At 61.4% G+C, this 21,449-nt stretch carries 20 protein-coding genes; 9 read left to right on the top strand and 11 right to left on the bottom strand.

Features of this window, described 5'->3' with window-relative positions; genetic code table 11:
- Positions 1–36: 36 nt before the first annotated feature.
- Entirely contained in the window at positions 37–1,341 is a 1,305-nt protein-coding gene (locus tag CKO23_RS07430; protein ID WP_200329604.1) for a murein hydrolase activator EnvC family protein, read from the bottom strand.
- Positions 1,342–1,478: 137 nt separating this feature from the next.
- Here CKO23_RS07430 and CKO23_RS07425 point away from each other — a divergent pair, with 137 nt between their 5' ends.
- From CKO23_RS07425 to CKO23_RS07410, 4 genes are all read left to right on the top strand, one after another.
- Positions 1,479–1,847 carry an ArsR/SmtB family transcription factor gene (locus CKO23_RS07425; protein WP_200329697.1) on the top strand — a complete coding sequence of 123 codons (369 nt, stop codon included), beginning with the start codon at positions 1,479–1,481 and terminating at the stop codon, positions 1,845–1,847.
- 200 nt (positions 1,848–2,047) lie between these two features.
- The gene (locus tag CKO23_RS07420; protein WP_200329602.1) at positions 2,048–2,479 is read left to right on the top strand and encodes a rhodanese-like domain-containing protein; all 432 of its coding nucleotides are present in this window, start codon (positions 2,048–2,050) and stop codon (positions 2,477–2,479) included.
- An 85-nt stretch (positions 2,480–2,564) separates the two neighbouring features.
- Complete coding sequence (gene secB / locus CKO23_RS07415) at positions 2,565–3,041, top strand: protein-export chaperone SecB (RefSeq protein ID WP_200329600.1); 477 nt, start codon at positions 2,565–2,567, stop codon at positions 3,039–3,041.
- Between the two features lie 11 nt (positions 3,042–3,052).
- Positions 3,053–4,099: an NAD(P)H-dependent glycerol-3-phosphate dehydrogenase gene (locus CKO23_RS07410; protein ID WP_242482279.1), complete on the top strand. Its 1,047-nt coding sequence runs from the start codon at positions 3,053–3,055 to the stop codon at positions 4,097–4,099.
- Here CKO23_RS07410 and CKO23_RS07405 read toward each other — a convergent pair.
- Positions 4,096–4,578 (bottom strand): tRNA (cytidine(34)-2'-O)-methyltransferase, encoded by a 483-nt coding sequence (locus CKO23_RS07405; RefSeq protein ID WP_200329598.1) that lies wholly within the window; start codon positions 4,576–4,578, stop codon positions 4,096–4,098. The two genes, CKO23_RS07410 and CKO23_RS07405, sit on opposite strands and share 4 nt — an antisense overlap.
- A 138-nt stretch (positions 4,579–4,716) precedes the next feature.
- Here CKO23_RS07405 and CKO23_RS07400 point away from each other — a divergent pair, with 138 nt between their 5' ends.
- Positions 4,717–4,941, top strand: a complete 225-nt coding sequence (locus tag CKO23_RS07400) for a hypothetical protein (RefSeq protein WP_200329596.1) — start codon at positions 4,717–4,719, stop codon at positions 4,939–4,941.
- Between the two features lie 112 nt (positions 4,942–5,053).
- Here the strand turns inward: CKO23_RS07400 and CKO23_RS07395 are convergent, their stop codons facing one another.
- The 6 genes from CKO23_RS07395 to CKO23_RS07370 all read right to left on the bottom strand — a co-directional run bounded on the left by CKO23_RS07395 (position 5,054) and on the right by CKO23_RS07370 (position 12,027).
- On the bottom strand, positions 5,054–5,470 hold the full coding sequence (locus CKO23_RS07395) for a hypothetical protein (RefSeq protein WP_200329594.1): 417 nt from the start codon (positions 5,468–5,470) through the stop codon (positions 5,054–5,056).
- Between the two features lie 37 nt (positions 5,471–5,507).
- The gene (gene ntrC / locus CKO23_RS07390) at positions 5,508–6,959 is read right to left on the bottom strand and encodes a nitrogen regulation protein NR(I) (RefSeq protein WP_200329592.1); all 1,452 of its coding nucleotides are present in this window, start codon (positions 6,957–6,959) and stop codon (positions 5,508–5,510) included.
- Positions 6,952–8,031 (bottom strand): nitrogen regulation protein NR(II), encoded by a 1,080-nt coding sequence (gene glnL, locus CKO23_RS07385; RefSeq protein WP_200329590.1) that lies wholly within the window; start codon positions 8,029–8,031, stop codon positions 6,952–6,954. The genes ntrC and glnL overlap by 8 nt, the downstream gene beginning before the upstream one ends.
- 255 nt (positions 8,032–8,286) lie before the next feature.
- Complete coding sequence (locus CKO23_RS07380; protein ID WP_200329588.1) at positions 8,287–8,808, bottom strand: DUF4124 domain-containing protein; 522 nt, start codon at positions 8,806–8,808, stop codon at positions 8,287–8,289.
- 173 nt (positions 8,809–8,981) lie between these two features.
- Positions 8,982–10,385: a glutamate--ammonia ligase gene (gene glnA / locus CKO23_RS07375; protein WP_200329586.1), complete on the bottom strand. Its 1,404-nt coding sequence runs from the start codon at positions 10,383–10,385 to the stop codon at positions 8,982–8,984.
- 484 nt (positions 10,386–10,869) lie between these two features.
- On the bottom strand, positions 10,870–12,027 hold the full coding sequence (locus tag CKO23_RS07370; RefSeq protein WP_346014580.1) for a cation diffusion facilitator family transporter: 1,158 nt from the start codon (positions 12,025–12,027) through the stop codon (positions 10,870–10,872).
- Positions 12,028–12,202: 175 nt separating this feature from the next.
- Here CKO23_RS07370 and glyQ point away from each other — a divergent pair, with 175 nt between their 5' ends.
- The 4 genes from glyQ to CKO23_RS07350 are packed head-to-tail and all read left to right on the top strand — an operon-like array spanning position 12,203 to position 16,506.
- On the top strand, positions 12,203–13,108 hold the full coding sequence (gene glyQ, locus CKO23_RS07365; protein ID WP_200329584.1) for a glycine--tRNA ligase subunit alpha: 906 nt from the start codon (positions 12,203–12,205) through the stop codon (positions 13,106–13,108).
- A gap of 13 nt (positions 13,109–13,121) precedes the next feature.
- Positions 13,122–15,200 carry a glycine--tRNA ligase subunit beta gene (gene glyS / locus CKO23_RS07360; protein WP_200329582.1) on the top strand — a complete coding sequence of 693 codons (2,079 nt, stop codon included), beginning with the start codon at positions 13,122–13,124 and terminating at the stop codon, positions 15,198–15,200.
- Positions 15,197–15,787, top strand: coding sequence for a D-glycero-beta-D-manno-heptose 1,7-bisphosphate 7-phosphatase (gmhB, locus tag CKO23_RS07355; protein WP_346014579.1), 591 nt, complete (start codon positions 15,197–15,199; stop codon positions 15,785–15,787). Before glyS ends, gmhB begins: the two co-directional genes overlap by 4 nt.
- 2 nt (positions 15,788–15,789) lie before the next feature.
- The gene (locus CKO23_RS07350) at positions 15,790–16,506 is read left to right on the top strand and encodes a lysophospholipid acyltransferase family protein (RefSeq protein ID WP_200329580.1); all 717 of its coding nucleotides are present in this window, start codon (positions 15,790–15,792) and stop codon (positions 16,504–16,506) included.
- A 63-nt stretch (positions 16,507–16,569) separates the two neighbouring features.
- Here CKO23_RS07350 and gyrB read toward each other — a convergent pair whose 3' ends face one another.
- The 3 genes from gyrB to dnaN form a co-directional block, all read right to left on the bottom strand.
- The gene (gene gyrB / locus CKO23_RS07345; RefSeq protein ID WP_200329578.1) at positions 16,570–18,975 is read right to left on the bottom strand and encodes a DNA topoisomerase (ATP-hydrolyzing) subunit B; all 2,406 of its coding nucleotides are present in this window, start codon (positions 18,973–18,975) and stop codon (positions 16,570–16,572) included.
- Between the two features lie 235 nt (positions 18,976–19,210).
- Entirely contained in the window at positions 19,211–20,314 is a 1,104-nt protein-coding gene (gene recF, locus CKO23_RS26695) for a DNA replication/repair protein RecF (protein ID WP_200329576.1), read from the bottom strand.
- Positions 20,315–20,347: 33 nt separating this feature from the next.
- Positions 20,348–21,448, bottom strand: coding sequence for a DNA polymerase III subunit beta (dnaN, locus tag CKO23_RS07335; protein ID WP_200329573.1), 1,101 nt, complete (start codon positions 21,446–21,448; stop codon positions 20,348–20,350).
- Between the last annotated feature and the right edge of the window lies 1 nt (position 21,449).

Here is a 21,449-nt window from a genome sequence, read left to right as displayed (position 1 = left end):
TATGCGGATATGCGACGCGCGTGAAGACCGCTGGCCCTAGGTCGTGGGGGCCACCAGCCGTGTGCCAAGCCGGGCGCTTTGGCGCCCCGGACTGACGCACCACTTCGCCGGGTCTTGAGGACGGCCGTTTTTGCGGATCGCGAAATAGAGCACGGGTTTATCCCGTCCGCCGCTGTTTCCGCTGAGGGCGATCGGCTCGCCGGTGGAGACCCACTCGCCCACCTCGCGCAGCAGCGCCTCGTTGTGGCCGTAGAGCGTCATGAATCCCTCGCCGTGGTCCACGACGATCAGCAGACCGGATCCGCGCAGCCAGTCGGCATAGACGACACGACCGTCACTCACCGCGCGAACCTCCTCCCCTTCGTGGGCCGCCAGCAGCACGCCATCCCAGCTGAGCTCGGAGTCTTCCTTGCGTGTGCCGAAGGCCGCGAGGAGCCGACCCTCGAGAATCGGCCAGGCGAGCTTGCCTTTGCGGGCCGGAAAGGAATCGCGATGAATGTCCAGCTCGGCACTGATCTGCGCCTTCTGACGCAAATGCTCGATCAGCAGTTTGAGCGATTCCGCGTCGCGCTTGAGGACATCGAGGGTCTCGGCGCGGCTGGCGATGCTGATCTCAAGCTGTTTCAAGACTTTGGTGCGTTGCTGCTTGGCGGAGATGAGTCTCTGGCGCGTCGTCTCCTGGCTCTTGGCCAGCTCCGCGAGGCGTTTCGCCTCAGCCTCGGCGTCGCGCGCGAGACGATCGAGCCGCTCGGCGACCTGCTGGACGGCCAGGATTCGCTTCATCCGCTCGCGGTTGAAGTAGGCGAAATAGGACATGACACGGCTCGCCTTGGTCGGATCCTCCTGATTCAGGAGCAGGCGCAGCCGATCGGCGCGGCCCATGATATAGGCTGTGCGCAGTAGCTCCGAGAGCAGCGCTACCTCTTTCTGGAGATCCTTTCGCTCCTCCGCCTGACGGGCGCGCAGTTCGGAGGCGACACGGTTGTGCTCCTTGACCAAACGTTCGAGCTCGCGATTGGCGAGGGCGAGCTCGGCGACATTGCGCTCGCGTGCCTCCAGTTCCGTAATCAGCGCCCGCCGGTCGGCCTGGTTGCCGATCAGCTGCTTGCCGATGACCTCGGCCTTCTGCTCGATGGTCTGGAGGTCGTGCTGCTTGGACTGGAGCGCCGCATCGATGTCCACCGCTGCCGCGTCATGGCAGACGCCAAGCGCCACGATCAGGGCAAGACCACGGACGCCGTGCGGCGCCTGGCCCGCTGGAGCACGTCGCTGAATGCTGGAGGGTGCGGTCTGCTCTCCGTCCGCATCTGGCTGGCGCAGGCCTGTGGAGAGGTTTGGCATTGGGGAGATCCGCAATCCTGGAGGGTCCTGTGAACAGTGGCGCCCATGTCGCCGCATCCGGCATGAACGGCCGTGCTTCGCAGGCGGGCAGAAAGAGTTTATTATTGTATGGTGATAAATCGATTAGATGCGATGCCATGGTAAGCGACCTCAGTCATCCTTCACACCCGGTGCTCAACCTTCCGGAAAATGACCGCGAAGAGATGGACTTGTTCGCGGACGACGCCGACATCGAGCGGGCATCGCGGTCGTTGAAGGCGATGTCTCATCCGCTGAGGCTGAAGATCCTCTGCACCTTGGGCGATGAGGAGATCAGCGTTCAGGAGATCGTCGACCACGTCGGCACCTCGCAGAGCAACATCTCCCAGCACCTCGCCATCCTGCGCGACAAGGGCATTCTAGCGTCGCGCAAGGATGCCAATCGCGTCTACTACCGCGTCAGCGATAGCCGCACGCTGCAGTTGATCGGGATGATGCGCGAGGTTTTCTGCCACCATTCCCGCTAGACGCCGGTCAGATCGCGCCTCACCCAGGGTGACGCCCGCGCGCGCGATCCTTATACTTCTGCGCCTCTAAGATAACCTCGAGAGATCGATAACCCCGAGAGATCGCGGTCGCGACAGGCAACCGCAACCCTCATGGCGTTGCGCCAACGCTTCGTGCCCGTCATAAACCGCGCCCCAAACCTGAGTGAGACAGCATACCCATGCCGCTTCTAGACCAAGTCGTCGAGTTCGTAGGAAATCACTGGTTCTTGTTCATCGCGCTGGTCGTGATCCTCGGGCTGCTGGCATACAACCTCATCGTCGGTAGCAAAGGCAGCGTCGGACCTCTGCAAGCGACCGAGATGGTGAATCATCGCGACGCCGTCGTGATCGACGTGCGTCCTGCCGCGGACTACGCGAAGGGACACATCATCAACGCACTGAACATCCCGATGAACGGCTTCAAGAATCAGATGGCGAGCCTGAACAAGTACAAGGGTAAGCCCATCGTCATCAATTGCCGCTCTGGGGCACAGTCCTCGGTCGCCTGCGGTCAGCTGCGCAAGGCAGGTTTCGAAGAAGTCTACAATCTGCAGGGAGGCATCATGGCTTGGGAGGCCGCTAACCTGCCTCTGACGCGTAAGAAGCGCTGACGGCCGCGGCAGGGAATACCGCGAAGACCATGGGTGGGATCAGGCATCGGTCTTCCATCATTTCATCGACATCACAGGAACAACCATGGCCGAAGAGCAGCAGAGCAGCGAACGACAGTTTTCCGTACAACGCGTATACACCAAGGATGTCTCGTTCGAGTCCCCCAACGCCCCGGAGATCTTCCGTGGGGAATGGAAACCGACCCACGAGCTAAACCTCAACACCAAGATCAACAAGCTGGAGGATCGGGTCTACGAGGTGGTACTCGCGGTGACCGTGAGTGCGAAGGTCGGTGACAAGACCGCCTTCATCGTCGAGGTCCAGCAGGCCGGAATCTTCACCTCGATCGGATTCTCCGAGGAGGAACTTGGCCCCTTGCTCGGCGCCTATTGCCCAACGCTGCTCTTCCCGTACGCGCGTGAAGTGGTGACGGACCTCGTGGTCAAGGGCAGCTTTCCGCAGCTCGTGCTGCAGCATGTCAATTTCGACGTCCTCTTTGCGCAGCATCAACAGCAGGCGGCACCAGCGCAGAACGGCGGCGACAAGCCGAGCCACCATTGAGAGGCGAGCCATTGAGAGCCGAGCCGCTGAGCAGCGAGCAACGACCCAGCGGCGACAGCGCTGCCAAGATCGCGCTGCTGGGTACCGGCTCTTGGGGAACAGCCCTGGGGCTGCTGCTGTGCGACAACGGGCATGAGGTCCGCTTGTGGGGCCATGACCCAGCCGAGATCGAGGCGATCCGCCGCGACGGCGAGAACCGCCAGTTCCTGCCGGGCTTCCCTTTGCCGTCATCCATGTCGGCATCGGATTCGCTCACGGAGGCACTCCAAGGCGCCACCGATTGTCTGATCGTCGTCCCGAGCCATGCCTTCCGGCAGGTGCTGGTCCGTTTGGTCGATCACTTGCCCGAGGGGCTCGGTGTCGCCTGGGCGACCAAGGGGCTCGACCTGGACTCAGGGCAACTGCTGCATACGGTTGCGCAGGAGGTGCTCGGCACACAACGCCCGCTCGCCGTGGTCTCTGGACCGAGTTTTGCCGGCGAAGTCGCCAAACAGCTGCCGACCGCCGTTTCCGTCGCGTCCAACGCCCCTGAGTTCGCGCGCCGCATCGCCAGTCTCCTGCATTGCGGGCGTTTCCGCGCCTATACGAGCGAGGATATGGTCGGGGTCGAGGTCTGCGGCGCCGCCAAGAACGTCCTGGCGATCGCGACCGGGATTGCCGACGGACTCGGCTTCGGGGCGAATACGCGAGCGGCCCTCATCACGCGCGGGCTTGCGGAGCTGATCCGCGTCGGCACGGCGCTCGGCGGCCGTGCCGAGACCTTTACGGGCCTGGCCGGCATCGGCGACCTGGTGCTGACCTGCACCGACGACCAATCGCGCAACCGCCGGATGGGGCTGGCCCTCGCACGCGGAAAATCGGTCGCGGAAGCCAAGGCGGACATCGGGCAAGAGGTCGAGGGCGTCATCACGGCACAGGCGATCAAGCGGCTCTCTGAGCGCCTGGGTATCGAAATGCCGATCAGCGAGCAGGTCTACGGCGTCCTCTATGAGGATGTTTCGCCCAAAGAGGCCACGAAGGCCCTGCTCGGGCGCGAGCCGCGACCGGAGTTCAGCTAAGCGGGGGCGCAGCGGCGCTCCGCGCCTGCGAAATCCTGCTGACGCCAAGCCTCGTAAGTCAGCACGGCCACGGTATTGGAGAGATTCAAGCTTCGGTTGCCGGGAAACATGGGGATGAACAGCCGCTGCTCCTCGGGAAGGCCGTTCAACACGCTGTCTGGCAGACCCCGTGTCTCAGGTCCGAAGACAAAGGCGTCGCCTGGACGATAGGCCGGCTCCGTGTAACAGTGGCGGCCTCGCGTGCTCAGCGCGAAGAGGCGAGGCTGTTGGAGGCCATCCAGGCAGGCGCCAAGCGAGTCATGCACCTCCACATCCGCCCACTCCCGGTAGTCGAGTCCAGCCCGGCGCAGCAGGCGGTCGTCGAGAGAGAATCCGAGCGGTCGGATGAGGTGGAGGCGAGACCCCGTATTGGCGGTCAGGCGCATCACGTTACCTGTGTTGGGCGGTATCTCCGGCTCGTAGAGGATCAAATCGAACATCGGGGCCTATCTCTCGGGGCAAGAGCGAAGAACAGGTCAGTGCTTGACCGCTTTTCCTAGTCGCGTGCTATATTAAGACATCAGTATTTACTGAAAACGCATTGAATCATCAGCCCACTATCGATGGGGGACAACGACATGAGTGATATCACCGCGCTGAAAAAAGAAAAGCAGGAACTGATCGACAAGATGCTGGAGATGCAGAAGCAATTCATCGACTACGAGCACCAGAACGGTGTTTCGGGTAAGGATTACTGGGCATCCTCCGAAGGTCTGCTCGTAAACTATCGTCAAGAATATATGGACATGGCGAACCGCGTCGTGGATCTGGCTCACGAGATCGTCGGGTCGTCCCGTATCTGAGGTTGAACCGGCGTAGCCGCCGGCGGATTGCAGATCGACGCGATGAAGCCCGCCAAGTGCGGGCTTTTGTTCATCCGCCGAAAAGCCCCGCCGGCATTTGCACTGCGTTGGATCAGCCCGCGTCGATAGAGCTTTGTGGGCGCAGGTGCTCGATGTATTTCGGCGTACCCTGCATGTTGAGACGAACGGCCGTCCCCACGACGATCAAGGGCTCTGGCCGACCCTCGAAACGCAGCTCGCAGCCGACATGGCCGCGGCTTTCGAAGGGAATCGGAATCATGTCCCGATAGGTGTAGATGTTCTCCTCGATGTCACCGCCCACGCAGATCTGAGGGCCGATCGGAAGTGGCGTTCGGGCCTCGGCTCCTTCGATGACGAGACTCCCCGCCTGCCACCAGCGGGTCTTTTCTTCCGAGCCAGTCATCGTCTTGAGCAAAAAGGCACGCGAGAAGAGGATCGTCAGGCGGTCTCCATCGCGTTCAATCGACTCGATTTCAGAGCCTTTCAGCTCAACGTTAATGGTGTCCAACCAAACCTCCTCGATGCGCTCAATGTCCTCGATACGTTCAACACTGTGGGTCAGAGCCCGACGCAGAGGATAGGGCTTCGTCTGCGTCTCCGCCAGCGTCCAACCGGAGTTCCTTGATCTTTCGCGTCAGGGTATTGCGCCCCCAACCGAGGAGCCGCGCGGCTTCCTGGCGCCGTCCGCCCGTGTGCTCTAGCGCAACCTGGATCAGAATCTGCTCGAAGGCGGGCAGCGCGGTATCCAGAATCGCCTCATGACCCTGCTTCAAGCTGTGACGCGCCCAGCGCCGCAGGACGCTCTCCCACGGTTCGTCGCGCTCCTGCTCGACGAAGCTGGCGTTCAACTCCGGCGGCAAATCCTCGGCATGGATGTGTTTGCTGGAGGCCATGACGGTCACCCAGCGCGCCGTGTTCTCCAGCTGGCGAACATTGCCCGGCCAGTCGAGCCGTTTCAGGTACTCGATGGCGTCTTGGAGCAGAATCTTAGGCTCGCAGCTCAGCTCACGGGCCGCCTGGACGAGAAAATGACGCATGAGCAGCGGGATGTCTTCCCGCCGATCACGCAAGGCGGGTAGATGGATGCGAATCACGTTCAGGCGATGAAACAGGTCTTCACGGAAACGGCCCTGCCGGACCAGATCCTCGAGGTTTTGGTGGGTGGCGGCGATGATGCGGACGTCCACCTTGGTCGGCGACAATCCGCCCACGCGGTAGAACTCACCGTCCGCCAGAACTCTGAGCAACCGGGTCTGGAGCTCCGCCGGCATGTCGCCGATCTCGTCGAGGAAGAGGGTTCCGCCATTGGCCTGCTCGAAACGGCCTTCTCGGCGCGCTTGAGCACCCGTGAACGAACCTCGCTCATGGCCGAAGAGTTCGGATTCCAGAAGATCGCGTGGAATCGCGGCCATGTTCAAGGCGATGAAGGGTCGATCGCTACGCGGGCTGTGGCGATGCAGGGCATGGGCAACCAGCTCCTTGCCGGTACCGGATTCGCCATTGATGAGGACGGTGATATTGGACCGGGCCAGCCGACCGATGGCGCGGAAGACGTCTTGCATCGCTGGCGCTTCGCCGATGATGTCGGGCGCTTGCGAGACGGAGATCTCCTCGGGCCGATCGTCGCGCCCTCGTCGACAGGCCCGGCTGATCTGAGACACCGCTTCGTCGAGGTCGAAGGGCTTGGGGAGGTACTCGAAGGCGCCGCCGTGGAAGGCGGAGACGGCGCTGTCCAGGTCCGAATGGGCGGTCATGATGATGACAGGCAGGCCGGGATAGCGGTCCGAAACCTGGCGCAGCAGTTCCAGGCCGTCGATGCCGGGCATGCGGATGTCCGTGAGGATGACGTCTGGCTGCTCGCGATGGAGCGCTTCCATGACACCCACGCCATTGGAAAAGCAGGTGACATGCATCTCGGCCTTGCGCAGTGCACGATCGAGGACCCATCGAATGGAACGGTCGTCATCGATCACCCAGACATTGGGCTCTCTAGTCATTGTGGCGCTCCAGCGGCAGATAGACGAAGAAGGTCGTGTCTCCGGGGCGGCTCTCGCACTCGATGAGGCCGCCGTGCTGGTTGATGAGTTCCTGAGCGATGGGCAATCCCAAACCGGTCCCGCCTTGATGCCCCGAGATCATCGGAAAGAAGATTTGGTCGCGAATTTCGTCGGGGATACCTGAACCGTTGTCCCTGACCTGAGCCTGCAGGACCAGGCGATGGCGCCGATTGCCAATGGTGAGCTGACGCCGCACGCGGGTGCGCAGCTCGATCTTGCCGTGAACGCCGGCCGCAGCGGCGGCGTTACGGGCTAGATTGAGGAAGGCCTGGATCAGACGGTCCTGGTCGGCGACGAAATCCGGGATGCTGGGGTCGTAGTCGCGCGAGACCTCCGGGCCGCGGGGAGACTCGGCCAGGATGAGCCCGCGGACATGCTCGAGGACGTCGTGGATATTGACCCGCGCACGCCTGGGCATCAAATTCGGTCCAATCATCTGATTCATCAGCGACTGCAGGCGATCGGCTTCGTCGATGATGATGCGGGTGTACTCACGCAGGGAGGGGTCGGGAAGCTCCTGCTCGAGCAGTTGAGCCGCGCCGCGAAGTCCGCCCAGTGGATTCTTGATCTCATGCGCGAGCCCGCGAATCAGCGCTTGAGTGGCCTGGTGCTGGGAGATGAGCTGCTCCTCTCGCGTGATGCGAAGTTGCCGGTCGACTTGGTAGAGTTCGACCAGAACCTCCTCATCCGCATCAAAATGGTGCAGCGGAAGGACGGTACAGTTCACCGTCTTGGTGCGCCCATCCGCGAGGGTGAAATTGATTTCGCGCTCAGTGAACGGGTGCCGCGAGGCCAGGGCGGCCGTCAGGCGCGCGTGGGTGTAGTGGTCCGGGCAGGGCAGAATGCCTGCGGCCGACTGCCCCACCAGATGTCGAGCGCTCATCTCGAACAGGACTTCGGCCGCCGGATTGAGATAGGTCAGGTACAAGTCCTTGTCGAACAACATGACGGCGGTATTCAAATGGTCCAGGATCATGCGCTCGAGAGCCGGTTTGGCCGCTGGGGTCATCATGGAAGTCGATCCAAAGGGCTAGCTGAGTCGTTTCAGATCAGGCGATGAGAGAGACGGCAGCGATCTCGAAAACGGCGGCGCGTCCCTCGGCCGCGGCAAACACCGCCGCTTTGTCCACTGCGGCTATATGCCTGCGTGAGTTTATATTAGCAAAGATAGTGCCAGAAATACCTGGCCATTCACAGAAAGGAAGGCGGAGAGGATCACGGAAAAGAAGACCGCGCCGGAACGGCGTTGGGTCGAGCGCAGTGGTGTTCAGCGCAACTGACCAGGCTCCTTGGGTTTTTCGATATGGAAGCTGCGCGGGGCGGACTGTGCAACCACTCGGCCGCCGGCCCCTTTGACGCGGATCTGGAGGCGATGACTGCCTAGGGCAGCCCCCGTTAGCTTGAACTGAGTCGCCATGTTCTGCACAGGGAGCGCGGCTTCATCGAGCAGCACCGACATCTGGTGGCCTTCGATGAGCGGTGGATCGACCATCAGACTGATGGGGACGCCGGCGTTGTCCTGAGTGAGGATTGCATTCGCCGCTGGTGCGACGATCTCCAGGGAGTCATAAGGACCGAGGAAGGGCTCGTCTGGAGAGTCTGGCTCGGGCGGCAAAGACTCTGCCTTCGGTTGTTCAGCGGCCTTCTTCTTGTCTGTGAGCCGCTCTGAGCCCTGGATCCAGCGATCGGAGAATTGGACTCGGCCATCCTGATCGACCCAACGGTAGATCTCCGCGCTCGCGCAGGAGGCCCACACCAATGCAGCGATGAAGACGATAGATCGAACCATGCGGCCAAGAATAGTCGAGGCGCAACGGCTTAACAACAACCTGTCGACAAACGTTAACTCGTCGACAAACGTTGTGGGGCAACTCGATGACCCTGAGGCATCAGGGGGCGATATGGAGGGAGGTGCGTCCCTGCACCTGCGGCCCGGAAAAAGGGTCCGGGCCGAATGGATCCTTAGAGGCTGTAGTACATATCGAACTCGACCGGGTGCGTGGTCATGCGCAAACGCGTGACGTCAGCCATCTTCAGCGTGATGTAGGCATCGATGAGATCATCGGTGAAGACCCCGCCGGCGGTCAGGAAGTCACGGTCCTTGTCGAGGGCGTCCAACGCCATGTCCAAGGAGTAACAGACGGTCGGGATGGACTTCGCCTCTTCTGGGGGCAGATCGTAGAGATCCTTGTCCATGGCGTCGCCGGGGTGGATCTTGTTTTGAATGCCATCGAGGCCGGCCAGCATCATGGCCGAGAACGACAGATAGGGGTTGCCCGTGGAGTCCGGGAAGCGCACCTCAATGCGGCGCCCTTTGGGGCTAGCGCTGAAGGGGATGCGGATAGAAGCAGAGCGGTTGCGGGCGGAATAAGCCAGCATGACCGGAGCTTCAAAGCCGGGGACCAGGCGCTTGTAGGAATTGGTCGAGGCGTTGGTCAGGGCATTCAGTGCACGGGCGTGCTTGATGATGCCGCCAATGTAATAGAGCGCCGTGTCCGAAAGGCCGCCGTACTTGTCGCCCGCGAAGAGGTTCTGACCGTCCTTGCTGAGCGACTGGTGGACGTGCATGCCGGTGCCGTTGTCACCGACGATCGGCTTGGGCATGAAGGTTGCCGTCTTGCCGTAGGCGTGAGCAACGTTCTGAATTACGTACTTGGTGATCTGGTTCTTGTCGGCGCGATGGACCAGGGTATCGAATCTGGTTCCGATCTCACACTGGCCGGCGGTGGCGACCTCGTGATGATGCACTTCGACGGGAACGCCCATTTCTTCGAGCGTCAAGCACATTGCCGCGCGCAGGTCGTTCAAGGAGTCGACTGGCGGAACCGGGAAATAGCCGCCCTTGGTCCCTGGCCGGTGACCCATGTTGCCGTCAGGAAAGACGCGCTCTGAGTTCCAACCTGCCTCTTCCGAGTCGACCTTGTAGAAGGCACCGCCCATGTCCGCGCCCCAACGGACGTCGTCGAGGATGAAGAACTCAGGCTCTGGGCCGAAGTAGGCCGTATCGGCAACACCGGTCGACTTGAGATAGGCTTCTGCGCGCTTGGCAACGGACCGAGGATCGCGCTCGTAGCCGGTCATGGTCTCGGGCTCGAGGATGTCGCAGCGGATGATCAGCGTGTTCTCATCGGTGAAGGGGTCCATGACGGCGGTGTCCGCCTCTGGCATCAGGACCATGTCGGAGGCTTCGATGCCCTTCCAGCCGGCGATCGACGACCCGTCGAACATCTTGCCGTCCTTGAACATGTCTTCATCGATCACGCTGGCGGGCATGGAAACGTGCTGTTCCTTGCCGCGGGTGTCCGTGAAGCGAAGATCGACAAATCTCACTTCGTTGTCTTTGATCATCTTAATGACATCAGTCATCTCATTGTCTCCGATGCTGTTTCGATAGAGCTGGACCGGCGGAACCATGTGTGGCGTCAGGCCTGGCGTTCTTGCCAGTGTCGTCACGTCCGGCGCCGGAGAGTAGCAGGTCAGGGATCGCGCTGCACGACTCGTCAAACAACCTCACGAATCCTGCAAGGAATGGAGTGACGCCCCACACGGCTTAAGGCAGGACATCTGGAATCGGATAGCGCATTCACTCGCCTCGCAGGCCGAATGCAATGAATACGCCAATATGCGCCGTTCAAAGGGGCTTCCGCATGACGTCGAGGCTGGTGCGGCGCAAGCGCCATAGCTGCTTTTGTTTCATGGGGTTATGCGGAGAGCGCGGGCTGTCGAGCTGAAACGTCGCGGGCGGAGATGCCGCCTCCGTGCAGAACAAGTACCGCTGCGTTCGGTGTCGGAAACCAACCGCGCACCGAGATGGGCGGCGCCAGGCAAAGATGCACTATCATGGTGCGTGCTAGAGTCCGAAGTAGATTCGCAGCTCCCTGAATGCGGAATCCTCTCTCAGGGCCGCCGCGAGTTCACTGTGAAGCCGTTGCGGATCGGCACCGTCGCGCTGGCAGGCGGTGAGGGGAAAGTAGACATCGACATCGACTCGGGAACGCAGATAGTGCAGGGTAATGCGCTGCCGCTCGTTCGCCGCGGGTATCGACGACCACAAGGACGCAAGCCGAGCCAACGCCTCCGCGCGCATGGGCAGCCTCGGACATCGCGGGGCTTGCTCGTCATCTTCCGGGTCGATGTGGACGGTCACGTCCGTCATCTCGTCGATCTCGCGCTTGAGGCGCTGCTCGACCAGCACGCTGATCATGTGTCCTTCGGAGACACTCACATCGGGATCGACCAGGACATGGACATCGGCCGACACCTGGCCGCCAGAACGGCGGGTGCGCAGCATGTGGATATCGCGAACGCCACCGACCGAGCGAATGGTCTCATTGACCTCTTCTATCCTTTCCGACGTAAGTCCCGTGTCGACCAGCTCCGTGGTGGCTTCCCAGCCGAGATCCCAGGCGATCTTGGCGATCATGATGGCGACGATGACCGCCGCGATCGCGTCCAAATAGGGAAGGCCCGCCATGGTACCCCCGATCCCCACCAAGACCACGACAGAGGAGATCGCATCAGTGCGGTGATGCCAGGCATTGGCGCGCAGCAGATCGGACCGGACTCTCTTCGCGTAGCCGAGCGTCCACCAGTAGAGCCACTCCTTGGCCCCAATGGATACGAGCGTCGCCGCCAGGGCGACGATCCCTGGGGTGAACAGCTCCCCCGGATGGAAGAGACGGTCGGTCGCGTCCCAGCCAATCCCGATCGCCACGGCAAGGAGTAAGAAGCTTAGCGCGAGGGTTGCGACCGTCTCATATCTGGCATGGCCATAGGGATGCTCGGGGTCCGGACCCTGCTCGGCATGGTGTCCCGCGACCAGAACCAGCAGGTCCGAGAGGAGATCGGAGAGGGAATGAATGCCGTCGGCCACCAGGGCCTGCGAATGGCCGGCAAGACCCGCCAGCACCTTCAGGACCGACAACAGCAGGTTGATAATGGCCCCAACGATAGCGGTGCGGGTGACGGCTTGGCTGCGATCGCTGCGAGACTGTTGATCGGAAATCACGGTTAGGGGTACCGACTGATGACGCAATGGGGGCGGGCCGGCAGTATACGACAGAGCACGGCTTCGCTCACACGGCGGGAATGGGTGCGGCGAGACCTCATCTCGTCGGCGCAGCAGGCGCGTCGAGCGCATATACTGTGCGATTTCATCGCTCACCTCGTCGCAGGAGTCCACCTTGAGTCTCGAATCCGAGGACGTCTCGACCTTTCAGGGTCTTATTTTTGCACTCGAGCGCTATTGGGCCGAACTCGGGTGCGTCATCGTACAGCCCTACGACATGGAAGTGGGTGCGGGCACCTTCCATCCATCGACGTTCTTGCGCTCCATTGGTCCCGAGCCCTGGCGCAGTGCCTATGTACAACCCTCACGTCGACCGACCGATGGCCGTTATGGCAACAATCCCAATCGGCTGCAGCACTATTACCAGTACCAGGTCATTCTCAAACCGTCGCCGTTGGAGATCCAGGACCTTTATCTGAACTCACTGCGGCATCTCGGAATCGATCCGCTGGTGCACGACATCCGGTTCGTCGAAGACAACTGGGAGTCGCCGACGCTCGGCGCCTGGGGGCTGGGCTGGGAGGTCTGGCTCAATGGCATGGAAGTCACCCAGTTCACCTACTTCCAACAGGTGGGCGGACTCGACTGTCGACCCGTGACAGGTGAGATCACCTACGGACTCGAGCGCATCGCCATGTATCTCCAGGAGGTCGAGAGCGTCTACGACCTGGTGTGGAGCCGCACGGCCGATGCGACGGTGACCTATGGGGACGTCTTCCACCAGAACGAAGTCGAGCAGTCCGAATACAACTTCGAGATCGCGGACACCAAGGCGCTCTTCGCGCAGTTCGATACCTGCGAACGCATGAGCACCGAGCTGGTCGAGCGCGGCTTGCCACTCCCGGCCTACGAACAGGTGCTCAAGGCGTCTCACTCCTTCAACCTCCTCGACGCTCGGGGGGCGATTTCGGTCACCGAACGCCAGAGGTTCATCCTGCGAGTTCGCGCGCTGTCGCGTGCGGTCGCGCAGGCCTATTTCGAGAAGCGGGAGGCACTCGGTTTCCCCATGCTAAGACGATAATCGGGAGTCGACCGTGGATACACACACTGATCTGCTGATCGAAATCGGAACGGAGGAGCTCCCACCGGTCGCTTTGCCAAGGCTCGCGAAGGCCTTCGAAGAGGGCTTCCGATCACAGTTGGATGCAAACAGCATCGCGTATCGGGAGATCCAGCGCTTTGCGAGCCCGCGGCGTTTGGCCCTCTTGGTCCATGGAATCGCCACCCGTCAGCCGGATCAGGAGAGCGTCCGGCGTGGTCCGGCACTCCAAGCCGCGTTCGACGCTGACGGAAAGCCGACCAAGGCGGTGCTCGGATTCGCCCGCTCGTGCGGGGTGGAGATCGAGGCGTTGGAGCAGGAGCACACAGACAAGGGCGCGTGGCTGGTTTTCCGCAGCTTCAATCAGGGGCAGGATACCGCTCAGTTGGTCCCGGCGATGACGGAGGCGGCCCTGGCCGCGCTCCCGATCCCCAAGCGCATGCGCTGGGGTGATCGCGCCGAGGAGTTCGTCCGCCCGGTGCACTGGGTCTGCGGGAAGATGGGAAGCGCGACCATCGAGGGCGAGGTGCTCGGTCTCAGGATCGGCCCACACACGCACGGGCATCGTTTCCATCATCCGGAGGTGATCGAGATCGGCACCGCAACGGACTATCCCCAGGTGCTCAGGGAGACTGGACGCGTCGAGGCCTCCTTCGAGGAGCGGCGTGCGGCCGTGCGTCAGCAGGTGACCGACCTGGCTGCATCGCACGGACTCCGTGCGCGCATCGAACCCGCTCTGCTCGATGAGGTCACAGCCCTGGTCGAATGGCCGCAGGCATTGCTCTGCCGGTTCGATGAGCGCTTTCTGGACATCCCCGCCGAGGTCTTGATCGAGACCATGCAGAGCAATCAGAAATACTTCCCGCTCGAGGACGCGGCAGGCACGCTTCAAGCGCGCTTCATTGCGGTCGCCAACATTCTGAGCCGTGATCCGGACAAAGTCCGCGCCGGCAACGAGCGGGTCATTCGGCCGCGCTTCGAGGACGCGGCCTTCTTCTGGTCGCAGGACCTCAAACACTCCCTGGTGGACTTCGCGGAACGACTGGAAACGGTCGTCTTTCAAGACAAGCTGGGCACGATCGCCGAGAAGAGCCGGCGGGTGGGCCGACTGGCCAGTTCATTGGCCGGCGCCTTGGGCACGGATTCGGCATTGATCGAACGCGCGGCCCTGCTGTCGAAGTGTGACCTGGTCACCTCGATGGTCTACGAGTTCCCCGCGCTTCAGGGGACCATGGGGCGCTACTACGCCGCGCGATCGGGAGAGGATCCTTGCGTCTGTGCGGCGATGGAAGATCAGTACCTCCCACGCTTCGCGGGAGACGGACTGCCAGCGAGTCGCTGCGGCCAGGCACTCGCGATCGCGGATCGGATCGATACCCTCGTGGGTGTCTTCGGCATCGGCCTGCGTCCGACCGGAGCGAAAGACCCCTATGGCCTCAGGCGAGCGTCGATCGCGGTGTTACGTCTCCTGATCGAGACCCCGCTCGACTTGGATCTTCGTGGATTGCTGGAGTCGGCGCGAGAAGGCTTTCCGGTCGGGCGGCTGCAAGGGGATGTCGTCGACGGGGTCTTGACCTACATGCTGGAACGCTTGGCGAGCTACTATGGCGACCAAGGCGTCGCACCGGATACGGTGGAGGCGGTCCTGCAGACGGGGCTGACCAACCCCTGGGATCTTGATCGACGTGTTGCCGCCGTGACGCAGTTTCGTGCGCTCCCTGAGGCTGAGAGTCTCGCGGCCGCCAACAAGCGAATCAGAAACATCCTGGCCAAGGCGCGGACGGGTGGCGATCGAGCGGCCTCGGTCGACGTCGGTCTCCTTTCAGAGCCCGCCGAGATCCGACTCGCCACGCGTATTCAGGCGTTACAAGACGAGATTGGTCCGCTTGCGGCTGAGCGCGACTATTCGGCGATCCTCACGACCCTCGCTCACCTCAAGGATGAGGTGGATCAGTTCTTCAACGATGTCATGGTCATGGCCGAGGATGACGCGGTACGCCAGAATCGGATCGCGCTCTTGCAGTCACTGTCGTCGCTCTTCCTTCAGGTCGCGGATATCTCGAAGCTGCAGTGAGCCCCGCCTGGTCCTCCTCGCACCCCATCCTGATCCTGGATCGCGATGGGGTCATCAATCACGACTCGGACGCCTACATCAAATCGGTGGCCGAGTGGACACCGATTGCAGGCAGCATCGAGGCAATGGCGCGGTTGTCACAGAGAGGCTATCGCCTTGCGGTCGCCTCCAACCAATCCGGGCTGGCACGCGGACTCTTTACGCTGACCGAGCTGAACGCCATGCATCAGAGGCTTCAAGAGCTGGTATCCGCGCAAGGCGGTCGGATCGAGCTGATCGCCTTTTGCCCCCATGGACCACGCCAAGGCTGCACTTGCAGGAAGCCGGGAACCGCTTTACTCGATGACATCGGCGAGCGGCTCGGATCAGGACTCAAGGGCGTGCCCTTCATCGGCGATTCGCTCAGTGACATCCAGGCCGCACGCAAGGTCGGCGCAGCTCCCTGGCTCGTGCGAACCGGCAAGGGCGAACGGACGCTCACGGCTCTCCGGGCCGACAGCGCGCAAGCGTCCGCCGAGCTGGACGGCGTCCGCGTCTTTCGGGATCTCGCAGACGCCGCAGATACCCTCCTCCAATCACTGGGATAGTTATGCTCCTTCTCCGCTCTCTTCTCTATCAAGTGGTCCTTCTTGGGTCGAGCCTGCTGTATTCCATTGCGATCCTTCTGGTTGGATGGGGTCGCTCGAAGCACCTGGTTGCGCGCTTGGCACGCTCATGGGGCGTGTTGAACCTACATGCCCTGAAGCACCTTTGTGGGCTCGAATACCGGGTGACGGGCATCGAGCACTTGCCGAGGGAGCCATCGGTCGTCTTGAGCAAGCATCAGTCCGCCTGGGAGATCATTGCCTTGAGGGTCCTGCTCCCGCTCGACCAGTCCTGGGTTCTCAAGCAGGAACTGACGCGCATTCCCTTCTTCGGCTGGGCGCTCAATCGCCTCGACCCCATCCCAATCGACCGTGCGGCCGGCAGGCGGGAAATCACCAAACTGATACGTGAGGGCACGAAGCGCTTGGATGAGGGGCGCTGGATCATCGTGTTTCCCGAGGGAACTCGGGTCGCGCCTGGAACGCAGCACACCTACGGCATTGGCGGCGCCTTACTCGCCGAGCGTAGCGGGCGACGCGTGGTTCCCATCGCGCACAACGCCGGTGTGTTCTGGGGGCGGAGGAGTCTGATGAAACGCCCTGGAATCATCGATGTGGTGATCGGTCCCTCGCTCCAAACTCAAGGACGCAAGGCCACCGAGATCAATGCTTTGACGGAAGAGTGGATCGAAGGGGCGGTCGCAGCCCTTGCGGATCGCTAGCCTGCTGCCATCCATTGCGATGGCCACCCCTGCGCCCTGTCAAAGGACGCAGGGAGCAAAGACTCAGACGTCCAGATTTCCCACGCTGAGTGCATTGCGTTCGATGAATAGACGCCTGGGCTCCACCTGATCACCCATGAGTGTCGTGAAGATCTGATCTGCGGCAACCGCATCTTCAATGGTGACCCGCAGGAGACGACGCGACTCCGGGTTCATCGTGGTGTCCCAGAGCTGCTCTGGATTCATCTCACCTAGCCCTTTGTAGCGCTGGATACTGCAACCGCGTTGCGCCTCTGCAAGCAGCCAGCGAATCCCTTCGCCGAGATCGGTAATCTCTTTGCGTCGTTCGCCTCGCTGAACGTAGGCACCCGGCTCGATCAAGCCAGCCAGTTTGTCACCGAGTTCTCTGAGCTTGGAGTAGTCCGCTGTATGGAAGAAATCGAGAGGGATGACTCGCGTCTCGGGGATTCCGTGGATGAGTCGAGTCAACTGCAGACTCACGGGCTTGTCTGAACCGACTTCGCTCAGGCTGAGGTGGTAGCGCAAAGAGAGGGAGCCAGCTCGATTCAGCCGCCGCTCCATGGCTTGGCACCAGGTCTCGAGCTGACTCACATCAGACAGCATCGCGTCTACGACGGATTCTGAGCTGATCAACTCTTCGAGAAAGGCCGCATCGTAACGCGAGGCCAAGCGCTTAACGATACCGACCGAGACCTGATAGTCCTTCGCCAATGCCTCGAGCGCCGTGCTTGCGAGCGGCACTGTATCGGCCGTCACATAGAGATCTGCCCCGTCGAGAGCACCTTGAAGCATAGCTCCGTTGAGTGCGGATTCATCGAGGAGATAGTCTTCCTGCTTTCCCTTCTTGATTTTGAAGAGCGGCGGTTGGGCGATGAAGATGTGGCCGCGTTCGACGAGTTCCGGCATCTGTCTGTAGAAGAAGGTCAGCAGAAGCGTACGGATATGCGCCCCGTCGACGTCCGCATCGGTCATGATGATGATGCGGTGATAGCGGAGGTTGTCCGGGTTGTACTCCTCTCGACCGATGCCGCAGCCTAGGGCGGTGATGAGGGTTCCGACCTCTGCGGAGGACAACATCTTATCGAAGCGAGCCTTCTCGACGTTGAGGATCTTCCCTTTCAGCGGCAGGATGGCTTGGAAGGCTCGGTCACGTCCCTGCTTCGCAGACCCGCCCGCGGAATCGCCCTCGACCAGATAGAGTTCGGATTGCGCTGGGTCTTTTTCTTGGCAATCCGCCAACTTTCCTGGAAGCCCTGCGACATCCAACACGCCTTTGCGACGCGTCATCTCCCGCGCCTTGCGGGCGGCCTCGCGGGCGCGAGCAGCCTCGAGCATCTTATTGGCAATGATCTTGGCCTCGGCCGGCTGCTCCTCAAGGAACATGTCCAACTGTTCGACGACCAGGGATTCCACCACAGCCTTCACTTCCGAGGAGACCAACTTGTCCTTGGTCTGCGAAGAAAACTTCGGATCAGGCACCTTGACCGAGAGCACGGCGGTAAGACCTTCGCGGGCATCATCGCCCACGGGTCTGACCTTCTGGTTACGATCCAATCCTTCACGCTCGATGTAGGAGTTTAGGGTCCGTGTCAGCGCGGCACGCAGGCCCGCCAGATGGGTTCCGCCGTCCTTCTGAGGGATCGTATTGGTGTAGCAGAAGATCGTTTCTTGATAGCTGTTGTTCCATTGGATCGCCAGCTCGACGGAGATCGACTGCCGTTCGGCCGTGAAATAGATGACGGTCGGATGGATGGGTTCCTTGTTCTGATTCAGATGCTGGACGAACGCCTGAATACCGCCCTGGTACTCGAAGGTGTCATTGCGCTGACTTGACTCGTCCAAGAGCGTGATACGGATGCCGGAGTTGAGGAAGGAGAGCTCACGAAGCCGACGAGCAAGGATGTCGTAGTGGAAATCCCGGTTCGAAAAGGTCTCGGCGGATGGATAGAAGCGGATCTCGGTCCCCGTCTTCTCGGTCTCGCCAACAACCTTGAGGGGGTGCTGAGGCACACCTAGGCGGTACTCCTGCGCATAGATGCTGCCGCCGCGGCAGATCTTCAGATGGAGGCGTTCAGAGAGCGCGTTCACGACCGAGACACCAACGCCGTGCAGTCCACCCGAAACCTTGTACGAGTTGTCGTCGAATTTGCCGCCGGCATGCAGGACGGTGAGGATGACCTCCGCGGCAGAGCGGTTTTCCTCCGCGTGAATATCAACCGGGATTCCGCGCCCGTCATCCATGACTGAAACGGACCCATCGCCATGAATGATGACCGAAACAGTCTTGCAGTAGCCGGCTAACGCTTCGTCGATGGCATTATCGACGACCTCGAACACCATGTGGTGCAGGCCGGTTCCATCATCCGTATCGCCAATGTACATGCCCGGACGCTTGCGAACAGCATCCAATCCTCGGAGCACCTTGATATTCGTGGAATCGTAGGTCATTAGGCTAGGGTTGGTCGCGAGTGGAAGGATTGATGAAATGCCTCTGGATCGCTGTCCAAGAACTCTCGATGTCTTGGATGCGACCCCGGCGAAGTGCGCGGAACTCAGCAGAAGCGTGGATCGGCCCGTGGAACCGACCGCTGCCCTATTATACGGGAAGCGGAGCAGTCAGAGCTAAACGATTGAAGTCGCTTGAAAAGGCGTCGTGGTCAACAGGGCTGCCGAGGCGCTCAGGTCACGGAGTGGGTGTGAGAACACCATGTTCCACGTGAAACATATCGACCGAGGGACGCGTCAGAAGCAGGCCGCACTCCCGCCGGGATGTCACGCGCGTGGCGATGAGCTGGCTAGCGGTCGCGGAAAACTGTTCCCATAGACTCCCCGCCGTAGCCTCGTCTAGCTCTGCCTCGAAATCATCGAGCAAAAAGATGGCGGGGGCGCGGCCATGCGCACGGTGAACCGCCTCGGCCGCCAATTGCAAGAGGGCGACGACGGCTTTCGTTTGGCCGCGCGAGAACCCAATGCGACGACCGTCTCGCGCGATGTAAAGGTCCGCCCTAGATGGGCCAATCACGGTGAAGCCCCGTTCGAGCTCATCCGCCCGCGCGGCTGCCATCGCCTCTTCCAGACTGAGTCCCGCGGGACACCCAGGGTCGAAGCGCAAGTCACAGTCGACCAAGAACGGCAGCGTCGCCGCCAGGCGCAGAAACTCACCTCGCCAGTGCGTGAAGAAGGCGTGTCTGTACGCCGTCAACGCCCCTGCGGCTTGAGCGAAAGCGCTATCCCATACGCCCTGATGGCGAGCCATCCCCTTCAGTGCGGCATTACGTTGAGCGAGTGTGCGCCGGAAGTCCCGATGAACGCGAGCAAACCTTGGTTCCACGTGGAACACATTCCAGTCCAGCAGTCGCCGTCGAAGCTCTGGCTCACCATCCAGGAGCAGTTGGGCATTCTCGCTGACCAGCTTGATCTGAACGGGCAATCGACCAGAAGACTGGTCTAGCCCGCCCTCCGGATCAAAAACGCGTTTCGTTCCGGACCGATCCCTCTCGAAACGGATGTGAAAAGGCTCGCCATCTGGAAGGTCGAAACGGCCTCGAAGGCTTAGGCGGCGCTCTCCCGTCGTGCAAAGTGGGCCCGCCTTCTGGCCCCGAAATGACTTTCCCCGCACAAGCAGGTAGACCGCCTCCAGAACAGTGGTCTTACCGGCACCGTTCCCGCCAGTAATCACTACAACCGACGCATCCGTCTCCAGCCTCAGTTGCCTCAGGTTTCGCAGCGACTCCACACCCAGCGCCCGCAAGCCACTTTGGCGTGCTCCATCGCTACCGCGCACCATATCCGCCGAAGTCGTCTCCGCCGAAATCGTCCGTCAAATTCGCATCGGCATGACCACGAAGGTCTCGTCCTCCGCCCCCAGCCCGCGCCACACGGAACTCTTGTTCCCGCTATGAAACTGAATCTGCACCTTGTCCACGTCAACCGCGCCAAGGACGTCCATCATGTAAGCGACGTTGAAGGCACCCGACAGCGCCTCCCCATCGAACTCGATCTCGATCTCCTCCTCCGCTTCTTCTTGCTCGGGATTGTGCGCGAGCAGCTTGAGGGTGCCCTCCGCCAAGCTCAGGCGCACACCTCGATATTTCTCGTTCGACAAAATGGCCGTCCGCGACAAGGCATGACGGAGCGCGTCCTTCCCAATCACAGCGACCTCGCCAACATCCCGCGGGATGACCCGCTCGTACTCCGGATAGCGACCGTCCACCAACTTAGATGTCATCGTCATGGGCCCCACGAACACGCGAAGACTCTTCTCTCCCAACCACACCCGCACCTCGTCGTCGGAAGCCGTGAGCTGCCGACGCAACTCCATCACTGTCTTGTTCGGCACGATGACCTGCCGCGCAGCGTCCACGGCGAGATCGGTCTTTACGACGAACTTCGCCAGCCGATGACCGTCTGTCGCAACTGCAATCAGGCTCGAGCTGTTGACCTCGATGAGGAGGCCATTCAGGTAGTAGCGAACATCCTGTTGCGCCATGGCGAATGCGCTCTTGTCGAGCAGCCGCTTGAGCTCTCGCTCCTTGATGCTCAGCTCGAAGCCCCGGTCTTCGTGCTCCATGGTCGGAAAACCACCCGCGGGTAGATAGCCGAGCGCAAACCGCCCCCTCCCGGACGTGACCACGCAGCGTTCGTTCTGCAATCGCAAGCGAATCTCTGCCCCGTCGCTGAGATTTCGGCAGATATCCGATAGCTTTCGTGCCGGAATGGTGGTTTCCCCCTCCTCCTTCACGGTCGCGGGAAAGTCCGTCCGAACTTCCACTTCCAGATCGCTCCCTGTCAGCGTGACGCCTTCCCCCCGGGCGACGAGTAAGAGATTGCCAAGAATCGGCAGCGTCTGACGTCTTTCGACAACGCCGATGACCTTGTTGATGGCGGGCAGAAAGACTTCGCGGTTCGCGACGAAATCCATG

Origin of the sequence: Thiocystis violacea (genome assembly GCF_016583565.1) — a bacterium.
GTDB lineage: Bacteria > Pseudomonadota > Gammaproteobacteria > Chromatiales > Chromatiaceae > Thiorhodococcus > Thiorhodococcus violaceus_A.
The sequence above is the reverse complement of the archived record's forward strand: the minus strand, read 5'-3'. Positions and strand labels throughout refer to the sequence as shown.

Coding starts and splice junctions, on each gene's coding strand:
- CKO23_RS07350 (WP_200329580.1), top strand. CDS start 15,790: ATGCTCCTTCTCCGCTCTCTTCTCTATCAAGTGGTCCTTCTTGGGTCG.
- recF (WP_200329576.1), bottom strand. CDS start 20,314: ATGGTGCGCGGTAGCGATGGAGCACGCCAAAGTGGCTTGCGGGCGCTG.
- dnaN (WP_200329573.1), bottom strand. CDS start 21,448: ATGGATTTCGTCGCGAACCGCGAAGTCTTTCTGCCCGCCATCAACAAG.
- CKO23_RS07400 (WP_200329596.1), top strand. CDS start 4,717: ATGAGTGATATCACCGCGCTGAAAAAAGAAAAGCAGGAACTGATCGAC.
- CKO23_RS07380 (WP_200329588.1), bottom strand. CDS start 8,808: ATGGTTCGATCTATCGTCTTCATCGCTGCATTGGTGTGGGCCTCCTGC.
- CKO23_RS07420 (WP_200329602.1), top strand. CDS start 2,048: ATGCCGCTTCTAGACCAAGTCGTCGAGTTCGTAGGAAATCACTGGTTC.
- glnL (WP_200329590.1), bottom strand. CDS start 8,031: ATGATGACCCCAGCGGCCAAACCGGCTCTCGAGCGCATGATCCTGGAC.
- CKO23_RS07405 (WP_200329598.1), bottom strand. CDS start 4,578: ATGTTCGATTTGATCCTCTACGAGCCGGAGATACCGCCCAACACAGGT.
- secB (WP_200329600.1), top strand. CDS start 2,565: ATGGCCGAAGAGCAGCAGAGCAGCGAACGACAGTTTTCCGTACAACGC.
- CKO23_RS07425 (WP_200329697.1), top strand. CDS start 1,479: ATGGTAAGCGACCTCAGTCATCCTTCACACCCGGTGCTCAACCTTCCG.
- ntrC (WP_200329592.1), bottom strand. CDS start 6,959: ATGACTAGAGAGCCCAATGTCTGGGTGATCGATGACGACCGTTCCATT.
- glnA (WP_200329586.1), bottom strand. CDS start 10,385: ATGACTGATGTCATTAAGATGATCAAAGACAACGAAGTGAGATTTGTC.
- CKO23_RS07430 (WP_200329604.1), bottom strand. CDS start 1,341: ATGCCAAACCTCTCCACAGGCCTGCGCCAGCCAGATGCGGACGGAGAG.
- gyrB (WP_200329578.1), bottom strand. CDS start 18,975: ATGACCTACGATTCCACGAATATCAAGGTGCTCCGAGGATTGGATGCT.